General features: G+C 35.7%; 19 protein-coding genes. 14 read left to right on the top strand and 5 right to left on the bottom strand.

Annotated elements, in window-relative coordinates; translation table 11 throughout:
- Positions 1–2: 2 nt before the first annotated feature.
- A complete protein-coding gene (locus DWZ03_RS16090; protein WP_005835507.1) occupies positions 3–767 on the bottom strand; it encodes a LuxR C-terminal-related transcriptional regulator in 765 nt (254 codons plus the stop codon).
- Positions 768–934: 167 nt separating this feature from the next.
- On the opposite strand from DWZ03_RS16090, the gene DWZ03_RS16085 reads away from it, so the two are divergent.
- The 13 genes from DWZ03_RS16085 (at position 935) to DWZ03_RS16025 (ending at position 9,103) form a co-directional block, all read left to right on the top strand.
- On the top strand, positions 935–1,399 hold the full coding sequence (locus tag DWZ03_RS16085; protein ID WP_005835508.1) for a DUF2867 domain-containing protein: 465 nt from the start codon (positions 935–937) through the stop codon (positions 1,397–1,399).
- A gap of 504 nt (positions 1,400–1,903) precedes the next feature.
- The gene (locus DWZ03_RS16080; RefSeq protein ID WP_117988000.1) at positions 1,904–2,470 is read left to right on the top strand and encodes a Crp/Fnr family transcriptional regulator; all 567 of its coding nucleotides are present in this window, start codon (positions 1,904–1,906) and stop codon (positions 2,468–2,470) included.
- A 75-nt stretch (positions 2,471–2,545) separates the two neighbouring features.
- Positions 2,546–3,427 carry a hypothetical protein gene (locus DWZ03_RS16075; RefSeq protein ID WP_120130393.1) on the top strand — a complete coding sequence of 294 codons (882 nt, stop codon included), beginning with the start codon at positions 2,546–2,548 and terminating at the stop codon, positions 3,425–3,427.
- Positions 3,428–3,438: 11 nt separating this feature from the next.
- Positions 3,439–3,678, top strand: a complete 240-nt coding sequence (locus DWZ03_RS16070) for a hypothetical protein (protein WP_117988001.1) — start codon at positions 3,439–3,441, stop codon at positions 3,676–3,678.
- Positions 3,641–4,051 carry an RteC domain-containing protein gene (locus tag DWZ03_RS16065; protein WP_173015046.1) on the top strand — a complete coding sequence of 137 codons (411 nt, stop codon included), beginning with the start codon at positions 3,641–3,643 and terminating at the stop codon, positions 4,049–4,051. The genes DWZ03_RS16070 and DWZ03_RS16065 overlap by 38 nt, the downstream gene beginning before the upstream one ends.
- A 130-nt stretch (positions 4,052–4,181) precedes the next feature.
- A complete protein-coding gene (locus DWZ03_RS16060; RefSeq protein WP_117988631.1) occupies positions 4,182–4,532 on the top strand; it encodes a helix-turn-helix domain-containing protein in 351 nt (116 codons plus the stop codon).
- Between the two features lie 255 nt (positions 4,533–4,787).
- The gene (locus tag DWZ03_RS16055) at positions 4,788–5,372 is read left to right on the top strand and encodes a BfmA/BtgA family mobilization protein (RefSeq protein WP_120130392.1); all 585 of its coding nucleotides are present in this window, start codon (positions 4,788–4,790) and stop codon (positions 5,370–5,372) included.
- Between the two features lie 4 nt (positions 5,373–5,376).
- Positions 5,377–6,342 carry a DUF5712 family protein gene (locus DWZ03_RS16050; RefSeq protein WP_120130391.1) on the top strand — a complete coding sequence of 322 codons (966 nt, stop codon included), beginning with the start codon at positions 5,377–5,379 and terminating at the stop codon, positions 6,340–6,342.
- 1 nt (position 6,343) lies between these two features.
- Complete coding sequence (locus DWZ03_RS16045) at positions 6,344–6,751, top strand: GNAT family N-acetyltransferase (protein WP_120130390.1); 408 nt, start codon at positions 6,344–6,346, stop codon at positions 6,749–6,751.
- Between the two features lie 329 nt (positions 6,752–7,080).
- Positions 7,081–7,359, top strand: a complete 279-nt coding sequence (locus DWZ03_RS16040; protein WP_120130389.1) for a helix-turn-helix domain-containing protein — start codon at positions 7,081–7,083, stop codon at positions 7,357–7,359.
- Positions 7,356–7,652, top strand: a complete 297-nt coding sequence (locus DWZ03_RS16035; RefSeq protein ID WP_229038803.1) for a DUF3876 domain-containing protein — start codon at positions 7,356–7,358, stop codon at positions 7,650–7,652. Before DWZ03_RS16040 ends, DWZ03_RS16035 begins: the two co-directional genes overlap by 4 nt.
- Before the next feature lie 11 nt (positions 7,653–7,663).
- Positions 7,664–7,939, top strand: a complete 276-nt coding sequence (locus DWZ03_RS16030; RefSeq protein WP_120130388.1) for a helix-turn-helix domain-containing protein — start codon at positions 7,664–7,666, stop codon at positions 7,937–7,939.
- Positions 7,940–8,041: 102 nt separating this feature from the next.
- Positions 8,042–9,103, top strand: a complete 1,062-nt coding sequence (locus DWZ03_RS16025) for a hypothetical protein (RefSeq protein WP_120130387.1) — start codon at positions 8,042–8,044, stop codon at positions 9,101–9,103.
- 22 nt (positions 9,104–9,125) lie between these two features.
- Here DWZ03_RS16025 and DWZ03_RS16020 read toward each other — a convergent pair whose 3' ends face one another.
- From DWZ03_RS16020 to DWZ03_RS16005, 4 genes are all read right to left on the bottom strand, one after another.
- Positions 9,126–10,628 carry a hypothetical protein gene (locus DWZ03_RS16020; RefSeq protein WP_120130386.1) on the bottom strand — a complete coding sequence of 501 codons (1,503 nt, stop codon included), beginning with the start codon at positions 10,626–10,628 and terminating at the stop codon, positions 9,126–9,128.
- 28 nt (positions 10,629–10,656) lie between these two features.
- Entirely contained in the window at positions 10,657–11,058 is a 402-nt protein-coding gene (locus DWZ03_RS16015; protein WP_120130385.1) for a hypothetical protein, read from the bottom strand.
- Positions 11,059–11,068: 10 nt separating this feature from the next.
- On the bottom strand, positions 11,069–12,301 hold the full coding sequence (locus DWZ03_RS16010) for a site-specific integrase (protein WP_120130384.1): 1,233 nt from the start codon (positions 12,299–12,301) through the stop codon (positions 11,069–11,071).
- Positions 12,302–12,816: 515 nt separating this feature from the next.
- Positions 12,817–13,458, bottom strand: a complete 642-nt coding sequence (locus DWZ03_RS16005) for a hypothetical protein (RefSeq protein ID WP_044269005.1) — start codon at positions 13,456–13,458, stop codon at positions 12,817–12,819.
- A gap of 479 nt (positions 13,459–13,937) precedes the next feature.
- On the opposite strand from DWZ03_RS16005, the gene DWZ03_RS16000 reads away from it, so the two are divergent.
- A complete protein-coding gene (locus tag DWZ03_RS16000) occupies positions 13,938–14,801 on the top strand; it encodes a toprim domain-containing protein (RefSeq protein ID WP_044269007.1) in 864 nt (287 codons plus the stop codon).
- Positions 14,802–14,810 lie beyond the last annotated feature (9 nt).

Here is a 14,810-nt window from a genome sequence, read left to right as displayed (position 1 = left end):
TCTTAGAGGTAGATACCAAGATTTTCTACTATATGGATGGCTTCCATTATATTGTTGGCATCTAACTTGCTTAGGATGTTTTTCCGGTGATTGTTCACAGTATAGATGCTCACTCCCAGCTGGTAAGCGATTTCCTTGCTTAGAAAACCTTGTCGGATGAGTCGTAATATTTCTTTCTCCCGGTTGGATAATTGTTTGTCGGGAGAAACAGTGCATGTTGGAAGCATCTCTCCCGTTTTTCTGTTCACCACCGTCCGTTTGATTCTTTCGATAGGGGTCTGGTCGGGAAGTATGTCCATTACTCCCATGATTATCCAGGCTTTACCATTCCGGTCTGTTTCTATGACTTGTTGCCGGCTACTTACATTGATATACTGTTGCCGTGCATTCAACATACGGAATTGAAATATTTGCCGGTAGTCATTTCTTTCTTCCGGTGGGAGTGAGTAGATGAACTGTCCATGCTCGATTTGGCATTCTGTGAGTTGAATTCTGTCATCAGGGTGTATTCTCTCTTCCAGTAAATCGCCTTGTTGCTTGATTGTCTTTATCCAAGTGGGATTGTATCCGAAAAGATGGGCAAAACTGTCGGATGCAAAATCGTATCTCTCTTTAAATACGTCAACTGTAAAAATACAGCTCTGACTCATTTGTGAGAACGCTTGCACGGATATTCTTTTCTTGTTCCATAAATCATAGTCCACATCGGGACCGCTAATCTGCTGTCTTGCCCATAATTCTTTGGGAGTTGTCTTGTTGGTAGTCATGGAACAAAGATAACTGATAATTTTCTTTTGAGCTTTATCTTTTACGGGATAATATTATTTCTAAGAATATGTTGTAGGGTTGGATTAAGTGGCTACCTTTGTAGGCCGTGTCATTGGGGACGCCGTGAATGAAAAGCAAACGAGTAATAAATTCAATATGTGATAAGATGAAAGATATACCGGCAGACAGCTTAATAAAGAATTATTTTCCTGTAGATTATATAGATTCTTTTTCTAAAGTGATGGTCACTGGGCAGGCTTTGACACCGGAAGATTTTCGCAATCTTGCCTTCAGCCGATTTCCTAAGTGGATTGGTTGGCTCATGAATTTCAGGAATGCGATTGTAAAGCCATTAGGACTGGATACAGCAACCAGATTTACAGATATGGTCTTGGATAAAAATCTGCATGAAGAAATTCTCGGAATGCCGGATAAGCATCTTGATTTCCATGTGTCCATGTGGTGCGGGGAATATCACGAAGGAAAACAAGAACTTCGGATTACTACTGTTGTGAAGTACAATAATTGGCTGGGAAGGGCATATTTCTTTATTATCAGACCTTTTCATGGGATAATAGTAAAGTCTATCTTAAAGCATGTTGCTGGGGATAGGGGGAGTGGGTGTAAATAAATACTCCCATTGAAATATTATCATTTCAATGGGAGTATTTATTTGAGTGGTGCCACCAGAAATCGTCATTTTGACTTAAGTGGCTGTATTTCTTATAGATATATTTTCAAAAAAGAAGTAATCTCCCGCTATTGCTCCACCAAATTTTTGCACTGCTTTGCGGCGAAATTCTTCACAACACATTTCCTTTTGCAAATATACGAGGAATCGTCATAATTTGGAAATTTTGGAAACTATTTTATGTGTTAATTCTTCATTGAAATATTCATAAAGGCATTATATGTGTTTTAAAACAAGAAATGTGATTGTAATCTATTGAATAATAGATTTTTGAAGAAGAAGAGTATAACAATGGGTAACGATATAGAAACGAGCGAACTTCTTTAGTCTGCTGTGTTTTTCCATTGCTTCAAATAACTCTACCACAAAGATAAATCATTTTGTTGAAACCTTGCCAAATATATCCATCATTCTTCGTATTTTTGTAATTACAAAGCATTTAACATGGATAAATTCAATGCGAATGAAAGTGTAGATACTACGAGATTAGAAAAACTATTTCTTGAAAGTGGCACACTAAAAGTATTTAGAAAAAATGAATATATGGTTCGTCAAAACGATAAAACTAACCATATAGGCTTTGTTGCATCTGGTATATTCCGTCTTACTCGCATAGATACGAACGGTAACGAATGGATTGTTGGTTACAGTTTTGAAAATGATTTTGTATGTGATTATCCATCTCTAATTAATAGAACCGATGCAACGGTTAGCATACAGGCAACAACTGATTGCGAGGTCTATTTTTTATCTCTAAGCAAACTCAACCAATTTTGGGAAACCGATATGGAAACACAGCGTTTAGGCAGGCGTATTGCCGAAACCATGTTTGCAGAGATATACCAACGCTTATTAGGGTTCTATTGCGATACTCCTGAACAACGCTATCAGACGTTAATGAAGAGATGTCCTGATTTGCAAGAACTAATAACTTTAAAGGAAATAGCACTTTTTCTCGGTGTAACTCCTGAAACTCTAAGTAGAATCCGCAAAAAACAACTGCAAAAATAGAGGTCTTGACTTTCGTCAAGGCTTTTTCGCTTTTTACTACCTAATATTGCCACCATAATGATAAACTGAATTATTATGGTAACTTACACTCACTTCGGCAAACAACCCGATGTTCTCAAACATCTTGTTCTCTGCGAGGTTCTTCAAATAGAAAAACCGCAGATATATGTAGAAACAAATTCAGCGTGTGCCATCTATACAATGACACATACTCCCGAACAAGAATATGGTATTTATCACTTCCTGAACGAAGCGAATAAAGATGCTACACTAAAAAACTCCCTTTATTATCAATTAGAGAGTGAAAGCATGGCAAATGGAAACTATTTAGGTTCTCCAGCATTAGCCATGAAAGTATTGAATAATGATGTTAAGGGGTGTCTATTCTTTGATTTAGAAAAAGAGGCACTGGAGAATATCGAATCATTTACAAGACACCAAGCTGTTGCACCACCAATTAGAACCTTTAACTGCGATTCGATTGATGGAGTATTAAAGCTATTGCCATCATTACCCAAATCCACGCTTTTACATATAGACCCTTACGAGATAGATAAACCCAATAGCAACGAGAATACTTATCTTGATGTATTAATCAGTGCTACTAAATTGGGCATGAAGTGTTTGTTGTGGTATGGATTTATGACCATTAACGATAAACAAGAACTTTATAAATACGTGTCGGAGAAGTTAAACAAGACAGGTATTAAGGATTATACGTGTTCGGAGCTGATTATGAACGCTATAAAAAAAGATACAGTAGTCTGTAATCCCGGTATATTGGGAAGCGGAATCTTAGCAACCAACTTATTCCAAAAATCTAATGCGATGATTCAGGGTTATAGCAAAAAACTGGTTGAAATCTACAAAAACGCTCAATATAAGAATTTTAACGGGAGTTTATATAATGATACTATAAGTAAAAAACGGAATATTAGAATCAAAAGACATCTTTAATTGTGTGAATCATGAAAGAATTATCCGAACAGAGATTTTTCCGGCTATTGTCGGAATATTCACAGAAAGAATTTGCCGTAAATGATTTAACGGCTGCATTACAGGAGCTTGCCAACCATTTGGCAAGCATTGCTATAAATGAACAAGACTACGCTGTATTATTACGCTACTTCTCCTTTGGACTAAACAGGCTCAAATCGTATCGCTCACAATTTGGGCAGGGGGAAAAATGCCTTGTTATTACTTGTTGATGAAGCAATAGGACTTGTAAATACAGAAATTCGCATACTCAATATGCGAATCAAATATCCGATTCAGTTTCAAAATCGAAAAAACAGCTTTCCACCATCACCGCTATACCTAACAGACGAGACCTATCTCATTGAAATAATGGAGCTTGTTAGCGGACTATTCCTATCTAAAAGAGTAGTAACCCATACCGGAACAGAATCACCCCTTACAGAAATTGGAAAAGCATTTGAATACCTCTTCAACATCAAATTGGGGGATGTTCACAAGAAGCATGAAAGCGTTATTAAGCGTAAGCCATCAAAAGTAACTGATTTTTTAGATACACTTCGCAAAGCTATTACCGAAGAAAGTAAGAATAAAGGTTATTTGTAAATCAACAACTTACCAACTATTTATAGGGGTGTACCACTGGTACACCCCTAACTTATTTGCATCCATTTGCCGAACTTTGCTTCATCAATCGATTGAAAACAATAATGTTGAACTAAAAAATGAAAGCAAAATGTATATAGACAATGAAAACTTCGATAAGTGGATGGAACGACTATCGAAAAAACTATCCGAAATCGGGCAAGACCTGAAATCTCTTATCAATACAGACAATGTACTGGACGAAAATGATAAGATACTTGATAATCAGGATTTAGCATTCCTGCTAAAAGTATCTTTCCGAACCCTGCAAAGGTATCGGGCAAGTGGTAAGCTCCCTTACTTCACGATTAGCCATAAGACCTATTATCGTTCGGCTGACATTCGGGCATTTGTCCAAGAAAATGCAGATTCAACGACCTACGAGCGATTTAAAAAGGAAAATCAGTTCGATAAGCAATATGAAGCAAAACAGGGTGAGTAATATTACCACCTGATGATGTACCACCACTCCCCATTTAGCTGAAATCGCCTCGCTCTGTGGCTCGGCTCATTTCGCTAAATGAAGCAAGAGGGAACTGGACTTTGTCCTGTTCTTCCCTCTTGCCCTGCGGGACAAAGCCTTCGGCTTTAAGAGGTTACATTCGTAACCGTTTATAACAGTGATTATAAGCCTGAAACTTATTTCACTCATAATCAACCGAATAAATCTCACATCCTTCATAAAAAAGTTATAATCATGGATAAGACTAATAATATATCCACACTTACCACCATCGGCATAGACCGGCAGACGGGAAAGTTGATAGATAAGCTCTGCAAACGCTATTCACTGAAAAAGGGTGAAATAGTCCGGTTGGCATTTGTCTATATTGATAAAGCGTGTATCAACCCATCGGAAGCACCGGAATCTGTAAAATCGGAACTGGCGAAGATAAACAAACGGCAGGACGACATTATCCGCTTCATTCGTCACTACGAGGAAGAACAACTAAATCCGATGATACGAACCGCCAATTCTATTGCGGTTCGGTTTGATACCATTGGCAAAACATTGGAAACTCTTATTCTTTCGTGGCTGGAAACCAGTCAGGGAAAACAAACAGCCGTATTGCAAAAAGTAAGTGAACAGTTTAGCAAACACGCTGACGTAATCAACCAGCAAGGGAAGCAACTAAACGCACTCTATCAGATACACCAACGGGATTATAAAAAATTGCTTCAACTGATACAACTCTATTCGGAGTTATCCGCTTGTGGTGTGATGGATAGTAAACGGAAAGAGAGCCTAAAAGCAGAGATTATCAATCTGATAAACACGTAAAGCCATGCACATAGATTTTGCCCCATCATCGGGTGGAACGTATAACAATGCAGGAAGTAGCCGCCAATTAGTTTCATATATGGAGCATGAAGATTTGGAACGTATGGAGAAAGGTATCTATACCGATGGCTTTTTCAGTCTGACGGATGATAATATCTACAAATCAAAGGTTATTAAGGATATAGATAGTAATATTGGGCAACTGTTGAAAATAGATGCTAAGTTTTTTGCCATACATGTCAGCCCATCAGAAAGTGAACTTCGGGCAATGGGGAATACTGAACAGGAGAAAGCCGAAGCCATGAAACGATATATTCGGGAAGTCTTTATTCTTGAATACGCCAAAAACTTCAACAAAGGACTATCCGAAGCGGATATAAAGTTTTACGGGAAGATACATTTTGACCGTAGCCGTTCCGATAACGAACTGAATATGCACTGCCATTTGATTGTAAGCCGGAAAGACCAAACTAATAAAAAGAAGCTATCTCCGCTAACCAACCATAAGAACACCAAGAAAGGAGCAATTAAAGGCGGTTTTGACCGTAATAACCTATTCAAACAGGCAGAACAGGGATTTGACAAGCTATTCAGCTACAACCGACCTCTATCCGAATCTTTCGAGTATTACAACACGATGAAGAATGGCAGTGTTACCGACCAACTGAAAATGCAGGAACAACACATTATCGATGAAGGAAGAATGAATACAGACAACCATGTCGGCATATATGCAGATAAGCAGGAAGAAATGACAGAAAACAAGTTTCCAAATAATCAATCTATCAATCAGGAAGATAAGAAAGAAAATAAACATACTTCCAATCTGCCGAATTTAGGACTATCCTCTGCATTAGGTTTGCTTACTCCCGATATAAACACCAATGAAGAACAACAAACACCCATGAAAAAGAAAATAAAAAAAGAAACCAAAGCGGGGATTCAGAAGATAGTCAACAAAAGCCAATAATATGAATGAGTACGAAGAAATAAAGGAAACAATAGATACATACCTGATGAAACGGTTTAAATATCGTCGTTCGCTTGTGTACCTGACAACCGACAATGTTATAAGCACCCGAAGAAACAGCCGTATAGACCTGTACTTGCGTATCAGAAGAAAAGAAAGTACATTCCCGTCCGATTGCCTTATTATCGCCCGAATCAGCTTCAAAAAAGAACGTGTCGGACATGGTTCTCACTTAGTGAAGTTTTTAGCAGAAACAGCCTTAAAATACAGCTTTAAACATATCGGAATAGAATCGACAAACGACAAAAGTGGTTCTTTTGCCCGAAAATTAGGATTCCAACCTATTGACGGTTCAAACTATGCAATAGCCGTGAACAATCTTATAGATTATTTTCAAGTTAAAGATTGAGTTAATATAGTTCTTTATTTATTTGATTTACAAAGATACATTCCAGTAATAGAACGCCAACACCAAGCCGCAAGCGGTTTTTAGAAATTTCTTCCTTTTTGCTTCACAAAAAGAGTAAATTTCTAAAAAGTGTTGTCTTATCTATTCCCTACATGAATGAGATGTATATCAATTAAAAAAAATATGTGTTGGGATTGGGTGTATTACGCCATTCGCAGCCATTTCCTACCTCTGCATCACATTTCATAAAACGAACCTGCATTCTGCTTTTCTTTGCCTGAAAATCATTGCAATGAGAATAATTTATTAATCAATAAACGTATTTTATTATGGATATAATAGCAATCAAAAGCAAAACGTTCGAGCAGATGAAAGAGCGTTTCAAGGGTTTCTCCAATCAAGTTAAAGACCTTTGCGGGGATAATCAGGACAAAGAACAATGGTTAGGTAACGAAGATGTTTGCGCACTCCTGCAAATATCGCTGAGAACATTACAGTCATACAGGGATAGCGGTATGCTGCCATTTTCACTGATTGGACGAAAATGTTATTATAGGGTATCGGATATGCAGCAGTTAATAGACAACTCTAAAAAGGAATCCCGATGAAAGAAAAAATATACATGGACGAAAATTTGTTCGATTTAAGTGTGTTGGTCGGCAATTGGGAAAGTGTAAACCTGAATCCGACTATAATCATATACAGGAACGACAACAGCTATTTACTTAGCGTAATTCACATGAACGAAACAAGTCGTCAGGCAAGCCCTGCCACTTATGAGATTCAGGAAGATGAAGACGGGTTCTTTATTAACTATAACCTGAAACGGATGGCTATCAACTATGACAATAAACTGGATATATTGACCCTTTCCGTATTAGGTGACTATATACGGAACTAAAAGATTCTACAATGGAAATATTAGACAGAAAATCAACGGATATTGCTTCTTTATTTGCGGATTTGGATGAACTACTTAATACTATTGAGCAGACTCTTAAAAATCGTACTCCGCACCTGAATGGTGAAAACTTCCTTTCAAACCGTGATGTTTGCCGGATGCTTCACATTTCGTCTCGTACCCTACAAGATTGGAGGGATAATGGGAGAATCCCGTTTATTCAGATTAAAGGGAAAATTCTGTATAAGCAGTCTGAAGTCCTAAAGTGGCTGGAACAGAATCGCTGATGGTAAGCTGTTTTAAATGAATATCTTAAAAAAGACTTAGTAAATTACTACTAAGTCTTTTTTTATGAGTATTTTTGTAGAAATTTATACTAAATAAAAAATATGAGAAAATATTATAGAAGAATTATTTTTTCAAAAACTCCGCTAAAAACACAATTTAGATACAGAGATGTATTTCAGATATTGCCCATTGTGTCTAACTCTGCGCCAATAAATCCTTTAGCAAGACATTTTCCTTTATTCCTTGAATATTATATAGATTTTGACGGAGATGAAAGAGAAATAGATATCTTCGAAGACTTGGCAGCTCAACAGAAAAAAGAATTTGAGCTTATAAACTTGTTGTCTGTTTTGACAAATCATCGATTCTTTAAATATTTATCTGATAGAAACGAATGGGCAATTATGACACCCAACATTGGATTTGATAATTTGAGTGAAGAACAAAAATTATTATATAATAACCAAAATAGTTCTTGGGTCATTGGAGGATATATGTATCCGAATTTAAAGAAAGAACTTGAGATAGAGCAACTATCGGAACAAAAGCATCCAGAGACACCATTAATATCGCCGTATTATCAATATTTCACAAACAATCCTGTAGAAAATCATGAAGGAAAAATACGATTTCCAGAAACTATCGTAAGTTGTTTGGATAATTATTTTTCCTTATCCGAGAAAGTTTTGAAGAAAGTAAAATCATGCATATACTTAACATGCGATGGGATTGATATTCAGGATAATAAACGAAGCTTAGCTTTTCTATCATTCGTTTCAGCGATAGAGGGATTGGTAAGTTTAGAGGTTGCTGATGATGAAATAACTTTCGAGTGCCATAACTGTAAGACGATTAAGGATTCTCCACATCAATGTCCAAAATGTGGAAGACCAATTTGGGGTATTAAAACAAAATTCGTTGAATTTTTGAGAAAGTTTGTAGCTGGAAGTGAAAAATCAGCTCAGATATATCGAGAAGTTTATAACTTGCGATGCAAGATAACTCATCAAAATCAATTGTTCTCAGGTGACTATGATTTGTCATTAGACCAAAATAAAATGAATTTGGAACACCAAGACTGGATAATGAGATTAAAAACATTACAACTGGTAAGACTAAGTCTTTCAAACTGGTTAATGTATCCAGAAAAAAAGTGTAAATAAAAAAACATGATTCAAATATTATTTATTTGGTCATAATAGTCAATTTGCATTGTTCAATTCTTTCAAATATTTCATAGTTCAGGGATACTTTATGGGTATTATATTCATAATGATGTTCCTTATTGTCTGCGATTGAACAAATTAAATTATCAGGAAGCATAATGTCTAAACAATTGAATATCTGTCGTAAAACTTCTGTAAATGTCTCTATTGCTTGATCCTTATCCTGTTCATAACCGACATCCAGTATTACTTCTAATTGGTTGATATGGGTTTCCTCACCAGTCAAATACAAAGCAAGCGTATTAGGTATTTTTGTTATATCATCTATTCCAAATTTGTGATAATTAGTCATTGACAAATAACAATCATCACCTGCATATGATTTATGCCATTCATCTAATTTTCCAATGCCAATCTCGGAAAGTAAATTGATGACTGTTTGTATGTCATTAAATTTAAGCAATTTTGCTTTATCAGATATAATATATTTAGGTTTCTTGGCGACCCTTTTTATATACTCGTCAGGATTTTCTTTTGAGGAATCAAAATGAACCTGATATTTCCAAATCCGTTTTAATGTATTCAAATTAACATTCGCATATTTTAAAGTCGCTCTTATCAACCCCTTACTAATTTTAGATTCTTTATTTCTATGAATATGTTTTACTACAGTAATATAGCTTTCATAATTCATATATAAAGCTAAAGCATAAAAGTATGGCAATGTTAATATCGCCAACAGGATAGGTAATAGGAAAGATTTTATATTGGAAACAGAGAATAGAAGTTCATATTTTGTAATTGTTTTATATACAACATACACAATTAGACCAAGTCCTATCAATCCCAATACATTCTTACAAAAAGTAACGACTTTTTTCTGATTTTCCTCCTGCTTTGAAGAATGTTCTGCAAAAACTTCCATAATAGAAAACAGGGATACAACAGGAATAAGTACAAGTTCTCCAATTAAGCTAAGTGTATAAAAATTAAAGAGAAACTCCCAGATAACGATAACTTTAATATTGTCTTTTATGAGACTTGAGAAATAGTTTACGTTTTCAATCTTATTAATATTCATAAATAAAACAATCCCTGAAAACAATGTCCAGAATACAGTATCTTTTAGTAGAGATATATCCCAGAATCCTATGACTGATAAAATAAAGACAACAAGCAGTATATATATTAACAGCGTACAGAAAGCCAGAAAAAGTTTTCTGTTGAAAAATGCTTTGATAACACGAACTATAGAGTTTCTAACCTCCTTTGTTCTAATAGCAAAAATTAAAAGGATAAGAAACCATATAAATATAGCTATTTCTCTTGTTGAAAATATGTTTGATAAATTGTTCATTTCAATTATCCTAATATCAAAATTAGGATTGCAAAGATACTTATAATTACTTGAAATGTTCGCATTTGCAGCACTTGACTTTATATTACCATGACTATCCCATAAATATAAGAGGTTGAAAAACGAAGAAGGAGAAAACCTTACTTTTTCTCCTTCTGGTTTCACTTATTCCTTCAACTGATAGAAGTCTCTATCAATTCCATTGATAATTTTGCTTGCCAATCAGCACTTGCACAAATACTCCTTTAGGTCGTAGAACTTCCCGAAGAAACCACTCTCTCAATAGCTTTGCGTTTTCCGAGTTTATCCGAAACGCCATAGCAATAATAAATTCAAGACTAAACTCATAAGGAATATGTTCGATTCTGTTCCCTCTCTGGGTAAGGTCGCATTTACAGACCGTTTCTATATCGAAAACATTTGCCTTGATAATTCCTTGAATGCAATCATCAATCGTTTGCGTATACACATCGAACAGTTCTATTAATTCACATTTCCTCATCCAAACCGTTCGGTTTATTGGATTGAACACTACGAATTTACGACACTCGTTATCCATTCTTATTTTCAAAGTTCCTTTATCTGTTGTTTCCATGCTCATTCTTTTAAATATTCGATACAGTCAAATTACTTCCCACTTTCTGCATATCATTCAAAATACTTTGGTCTAATACTCTCGCATAACGTTTCGTCATACTGATATTGGAATGACCTAACATTTTTGCAACGTTTTCAATGCTAACGCCATTAGCGAGGCAAACAGAAGTGGCATATGAGTGGCGGGCTGAATGTGTGCTAAGGTTCTTCTTAATTGCGCATAAATCAGCTATTTCCTTCAAATAACTATTCATCTTTTGATTACACGGTACAGGTAATAATACATTCCGTTTTTCACATAGCGGATAATCTTTATATTTTTCAATAATATCCAAAGGAACTTCCAACAGCGGGATATTACACATATTCTTTGTTTTTTGCCGAGCCTTACGAATCCAATAATTTCCCTCCCTGTCTTTTACAATATGTTCCGCTGTAAGTTGCTTCACATCTATGAACGAGAGACCAGTAAAGGCACAGAAAATGAAAATATCCCGAACCAAATCTATACGAGGTAATTCAAACTTTTTGTTAATAATCGTTTGCAGTTCATCCCATGTTAGAAACTCCCTATTCACTTCTTTTTCATGGAACTTGATTCCTATAAAAGGGTCTTTGCTTATCCATTCATTGGCAAGAGAACGGTTTGTAATCTTTTTCAGGCACTTCATGTAGCGGATAACCGTATTTTGGGCACATTCCTTTTCTGTTTTCAGATAGAAGTCAAAAGCACGAATAAATTCTCCGTTTATATCTTTAAGAGGTAAATCATCTTTGTCGTATTTGATTTTAATGAGTTCCGCCAAATAGCGTTTGCAGCTTTCGTAGCGGCGTACAGTAATTAAGGCAAAGTCTTTACCTATTAATTGTCTGCATTGGTCGTTATGCTCCTGAAAAGTAGCTATAAGTGTTTTCGGTTCTTCTTTCTTTTCCAAGCTAAAGAACTTATCCCGAAGGATAGTAGCCGAAATAGGCAAACCTTCCTGCTTCAAATCAGCATGGATATTATACAATTTAATTCGGGCTTCTTCGATAAACTTGTTTAGGTCGTTTGATTTGCGGTCTTTACCACGAGAACATTCTTTCGCCTGATTCCATAGGGAAGGGGTAATACTTTTACGGATATTCGTTTCAGAACGAACATTATTAACCGTAATCCGCATACACACAGAGGCTTCACCATTCTTCAATAGTTTTGTTTTCTTTAGGAAAAATAAAACACTAAATGAATTTCTTTCCATCATTTTTCTACTTGTTTTAAGTGATACAAAATTATGGAAAAGTGGAGAGAGTTTCGTTATGTAACATGCTGACAAACAGAGTCAAACAAAGACAAAAGGTGGAGATGTATTATCTCCTGATTTGCTCCACCTTTTGCTCCACCGAAGTAGGTTGAAATTTGCTGTTTTTTGCGTAGCGGGTAAAAATAAAAACTCCCGATATTCGTTGAATATCAGGAGTTTACTTCTTTTTGCTTTCTCTAAAAGTGGTGCCACCAGGAATCGAACCTTTTGCTTCGGTTTATTCTAACTCCTTGAGTGACTGTACCTTTTTGCTTTATCTTTTATGAAAACCATTGAATTGGCCTTACGCTAAATTCATTGTTTTTCTTTACTAATCTGACAAAATTTGTCTCTTTGACACTGCAAATATAATACACAGGTTCGATTTCTGCAAATATTTTCATTCCTTTTAATTATAGTTTTCAACAAGAGAAAAAAATAAAAATATGTGCTTAATTAAATGCATTAAGAATTTATTTATTGTTTGGGGTGTTGACTTTAAAGTTGGAAATTTTGCTTCGCAAATCATTAGAAAGATATACCCCTTGAATCTTTATTTTGCATGAATAAACCAAAAGCACTAAAAGAGCAAAAATACAAATGACGACTATTTCACTAGGTGCCAAAAAGTTTGGAACTGACTTGGGCATGAAGGCACCTGCAAAGAGATCTACTAAACATAAGATTATGGCTCCCACCTTTCCTAAAGCACTCTTTACCTTTCTTGATTTTTGTATCTCTATATCGCTTACAATTTGTGCAATCACAGTATTATTGGTTTTCATTGCATATTCTTTCAACGTAAATATCGAAACTTCTTCATTCTTAAATAGAAAAATATAATTCCCAATTAAGGGTACTGCTAGTGTACATAATGCAAAGAGGATACAAGTAAAAAATTTCACAGTCCAAATACAGACAATACCTAATATTACGAATGGAATCAGGTTTATTAGAGTTAAATCCTGAAACGTAATTCCAGGTTCTTTTTGGGGACAACACACACCTAAATACAAATCTGTAAACACCAATAGAATAAGGACATTTGTCCATATATCCGTATCATAAATCTTGTGGTTGTCAAATAACGCAATCAAATCTTTCATGTTGTTCATAAATACTTTTTTAAATTAATAGTTTATAGTAAAGCGGCAGTCAACAGTTTTTAAATTTCCATTGTATTAAAATATAGAGTTTATACAGAAAAGAAACAGGGCTATTGGTTATCAATATCCTAAAACCTTATTCGATATAATGTCTACAGATTATACCATTCAAATATATTATGTGTTATTGGATTCTACAAATATACAGATACTATTCAGAATGTCATAACTTCTCCATAAATATTATTTTGTACAGTTTTGTTTTACTTATAATTCATGCCTTTATCATACTTTGCGGCATTGCTGCATGAAGGAGGTGTGCATGCCAAAACAGAAAAGTTTTTTTGAGCCATTCATGTAAAAAGGATATACAGGATGTCATCTGATGACTTTTAATGACATCTGATGACATTGCTTTTTATGTTTCGGGTATAAAGCGGTTCTTTGTCGTGTATTAATAGTGAACTAACCCTTGAAAATGAGATGCCATGAACATACAAGAAGCAAAGAACATCAGGCTTGTTGATTTTTTAGCCGGATTCGGATACGAACCGGTAATACAGCGTGGGAACAGCGTATGGTACAAATCGCCCTTCAGGACGGAAAAGGAAGCCTCTTTCAAGGTTGACCTCCATAAGGAACTGTGGTATGATTTCGGTCTGGGGAAGGGAGGGGATATTATAACGTTGGCCAAGGAGATTTATCGGACACAAGATATAGGTTATGTATTACAGTGTATTGAGAATAAAAGAGCCGTACTGAAACCGGTTACTGTTTCCTGTCCGTTTGAAAAGGCATATCCCGCCTTTCAAGATCTGAAAATCATTCCTCTTGCCAACCGGATACTGCTTACTTATCTGAAGGAACGGTGCATCGATCTGGAAACTGCCCGAAAAATATGCAGGGAAGCCCATTTTAAACGGAATGGGAAGAATTATTTTGCCATCGCTTTCCCTAATATTTCCGGAGGGTACGAAATCAGGAACAGGTATTTCAAGGCTTGTATTGCTCCCAAGGACATCAGTCGCATCATTAGCACGCCGGAAAGCAGGATTTGCTATATTTTTGAGGGGTTTATGGATTTTCTGTCTTTCAGACTGGCTTTTCCATCTTTGGAAGAGGGGGATTATATAGTGTTGAATTCTGTCAGTAACTTACAGAAGGCTTTTTCTTTCCTTTCACAATATGACGGCATCCGTTGCTGTCTGGATAATGATACCGCCGGGAAAAATGCGGTGCAGGCATTAAAGGACAAATACGGAATCCGTATATGCGATCTTTCGCATGAATATTCCGGATATAAGGATCTGAATGAATATTTGTGCGGGAAGAACAATCTGCTCCATATCTAATAGAAGTTT

It is taken from the genome of Bacteroides sp. AF29-11 (assembly GCF_003602895.1).
GTDB lineage: Bacteria > Bacteroidota > Bacteroidia > Bacteroidales > Bacteroidaceae > Bacteroides > Bacteroides uniformis.
This window is presented reverse-complemented; position numbering and strand designations above follow the sequence as displayed.

Coding starts and splice junctions, on each gene's coding strand:
- DWZ03_RS16085 (WP_005835508.1), top strand. CDS start 935: ATGAAAGATATACCGGCAGACAGCTTAATAAAGAATTATTTTCCTGTA.
- DWZ03_RS16025 (WP_120130387.1), top strand. CDS start 8,042: ATGAGAAAATATTATAGAAGAATTATTTTTTCAAAAACTCCGCTAAAA.
- DWZ03_RS16080 (WP_117988000.1), top strand. CDS start 1,904: ATGGATAAATTCAATGCGAATGAAAGTGTAGATACTACGAGATTAGAA.
- DWZ03_RS16075 (WP_120130393.1), top strand. CDS start 2,546: ATGGTAACTTACACTCACTTCGGCAAACAACCCGATGTTCTCAAACAT.
- DWZ03_RS16055 (WP_120130392.1), top strand. CDS start 4,788: ATGGATAAGACTAATAATATATCCACACTTACCACCATCGGCATAGAC.
- DWZ03_RS16040 (WP_120130389.1), top strand. CDS start 7,081: ATGGATATAATAGCAATCAAAAGCAAAACGTTCGAGCAGATGAAAGAG.
- DWZ03_RS16015 (WP_120130385.1), bottom strand. CDS start 11,058: ATGGAAACAACAGATAAAGGAACTTTGAAAATAAGAATGGATAACGAG.
- DWZ03_RS16070 (WP_117988001.1), top strand. CDS start 3,439: ATGAAAGAATTATCCGAACAGAGATTTTTCCGGCTATTGTCGGAATAT.
- DWZ03_RS16060 (WP_117988631.1), top strand. CDS start 4,182: ATGTATATAGACAATGAAAACTTCGATAAGTGGATGGAACGACTATCG.
- DWZ03_RS16005 (WP_044269005.1), bottom strand. CDS start 13,458: ATGAACAACATGAAAGATTTGATTGCGTTATTTGACAACCACAAGATT.
- DWZ03_RS16050 (WP_120130391.1), top strand. CDS start 5,377: ATGCACATAGATTTTGCCCCATCATCGGGTGGAACGTATAACAATGCA.
- DWZ03_RS16090 (WP_005835507.1), bottom strand. CDS start 767: ATGACTACCAACAAGACAACTCCCAAAGAATTATGGGCAAGACAGCAG.
- DWZ03_RS16035 (WP_229038803.1), top strand. CDS start 7,356: ATGAAAGAAAAAATATACATGGACGAAAATTTGTTCGATTTAAGTGTG.
- DWZ03_RS16010 (WP_120130384.1), bottom strand. CDS start 12,301: ATGGAAAGAAATTCATTTAGTGTTTTATTTTTCCTAAAGAAAACAAAA.
- DWZ03_RS16030 (WP_120130388.1), top strand. CDS start 7,664: ATGGAAATATTAGACAGAAAATCAACGGATATTGCTTCTTTATTTGCG.
- DWZ03_RS16000 (WP_044269007.1), top strand. CDS start 13,938: ATGAACATACAAGAAGCAAAGAACATCAGGCTTGTTGATTTTTTAGCC.
- DWZ03_RS16045 (WP_120130390.1), top strand. CDS start 6,344: ATGAATGAGTACGAAGAAATAAAGGAAACAATAGATACATACCTGATG.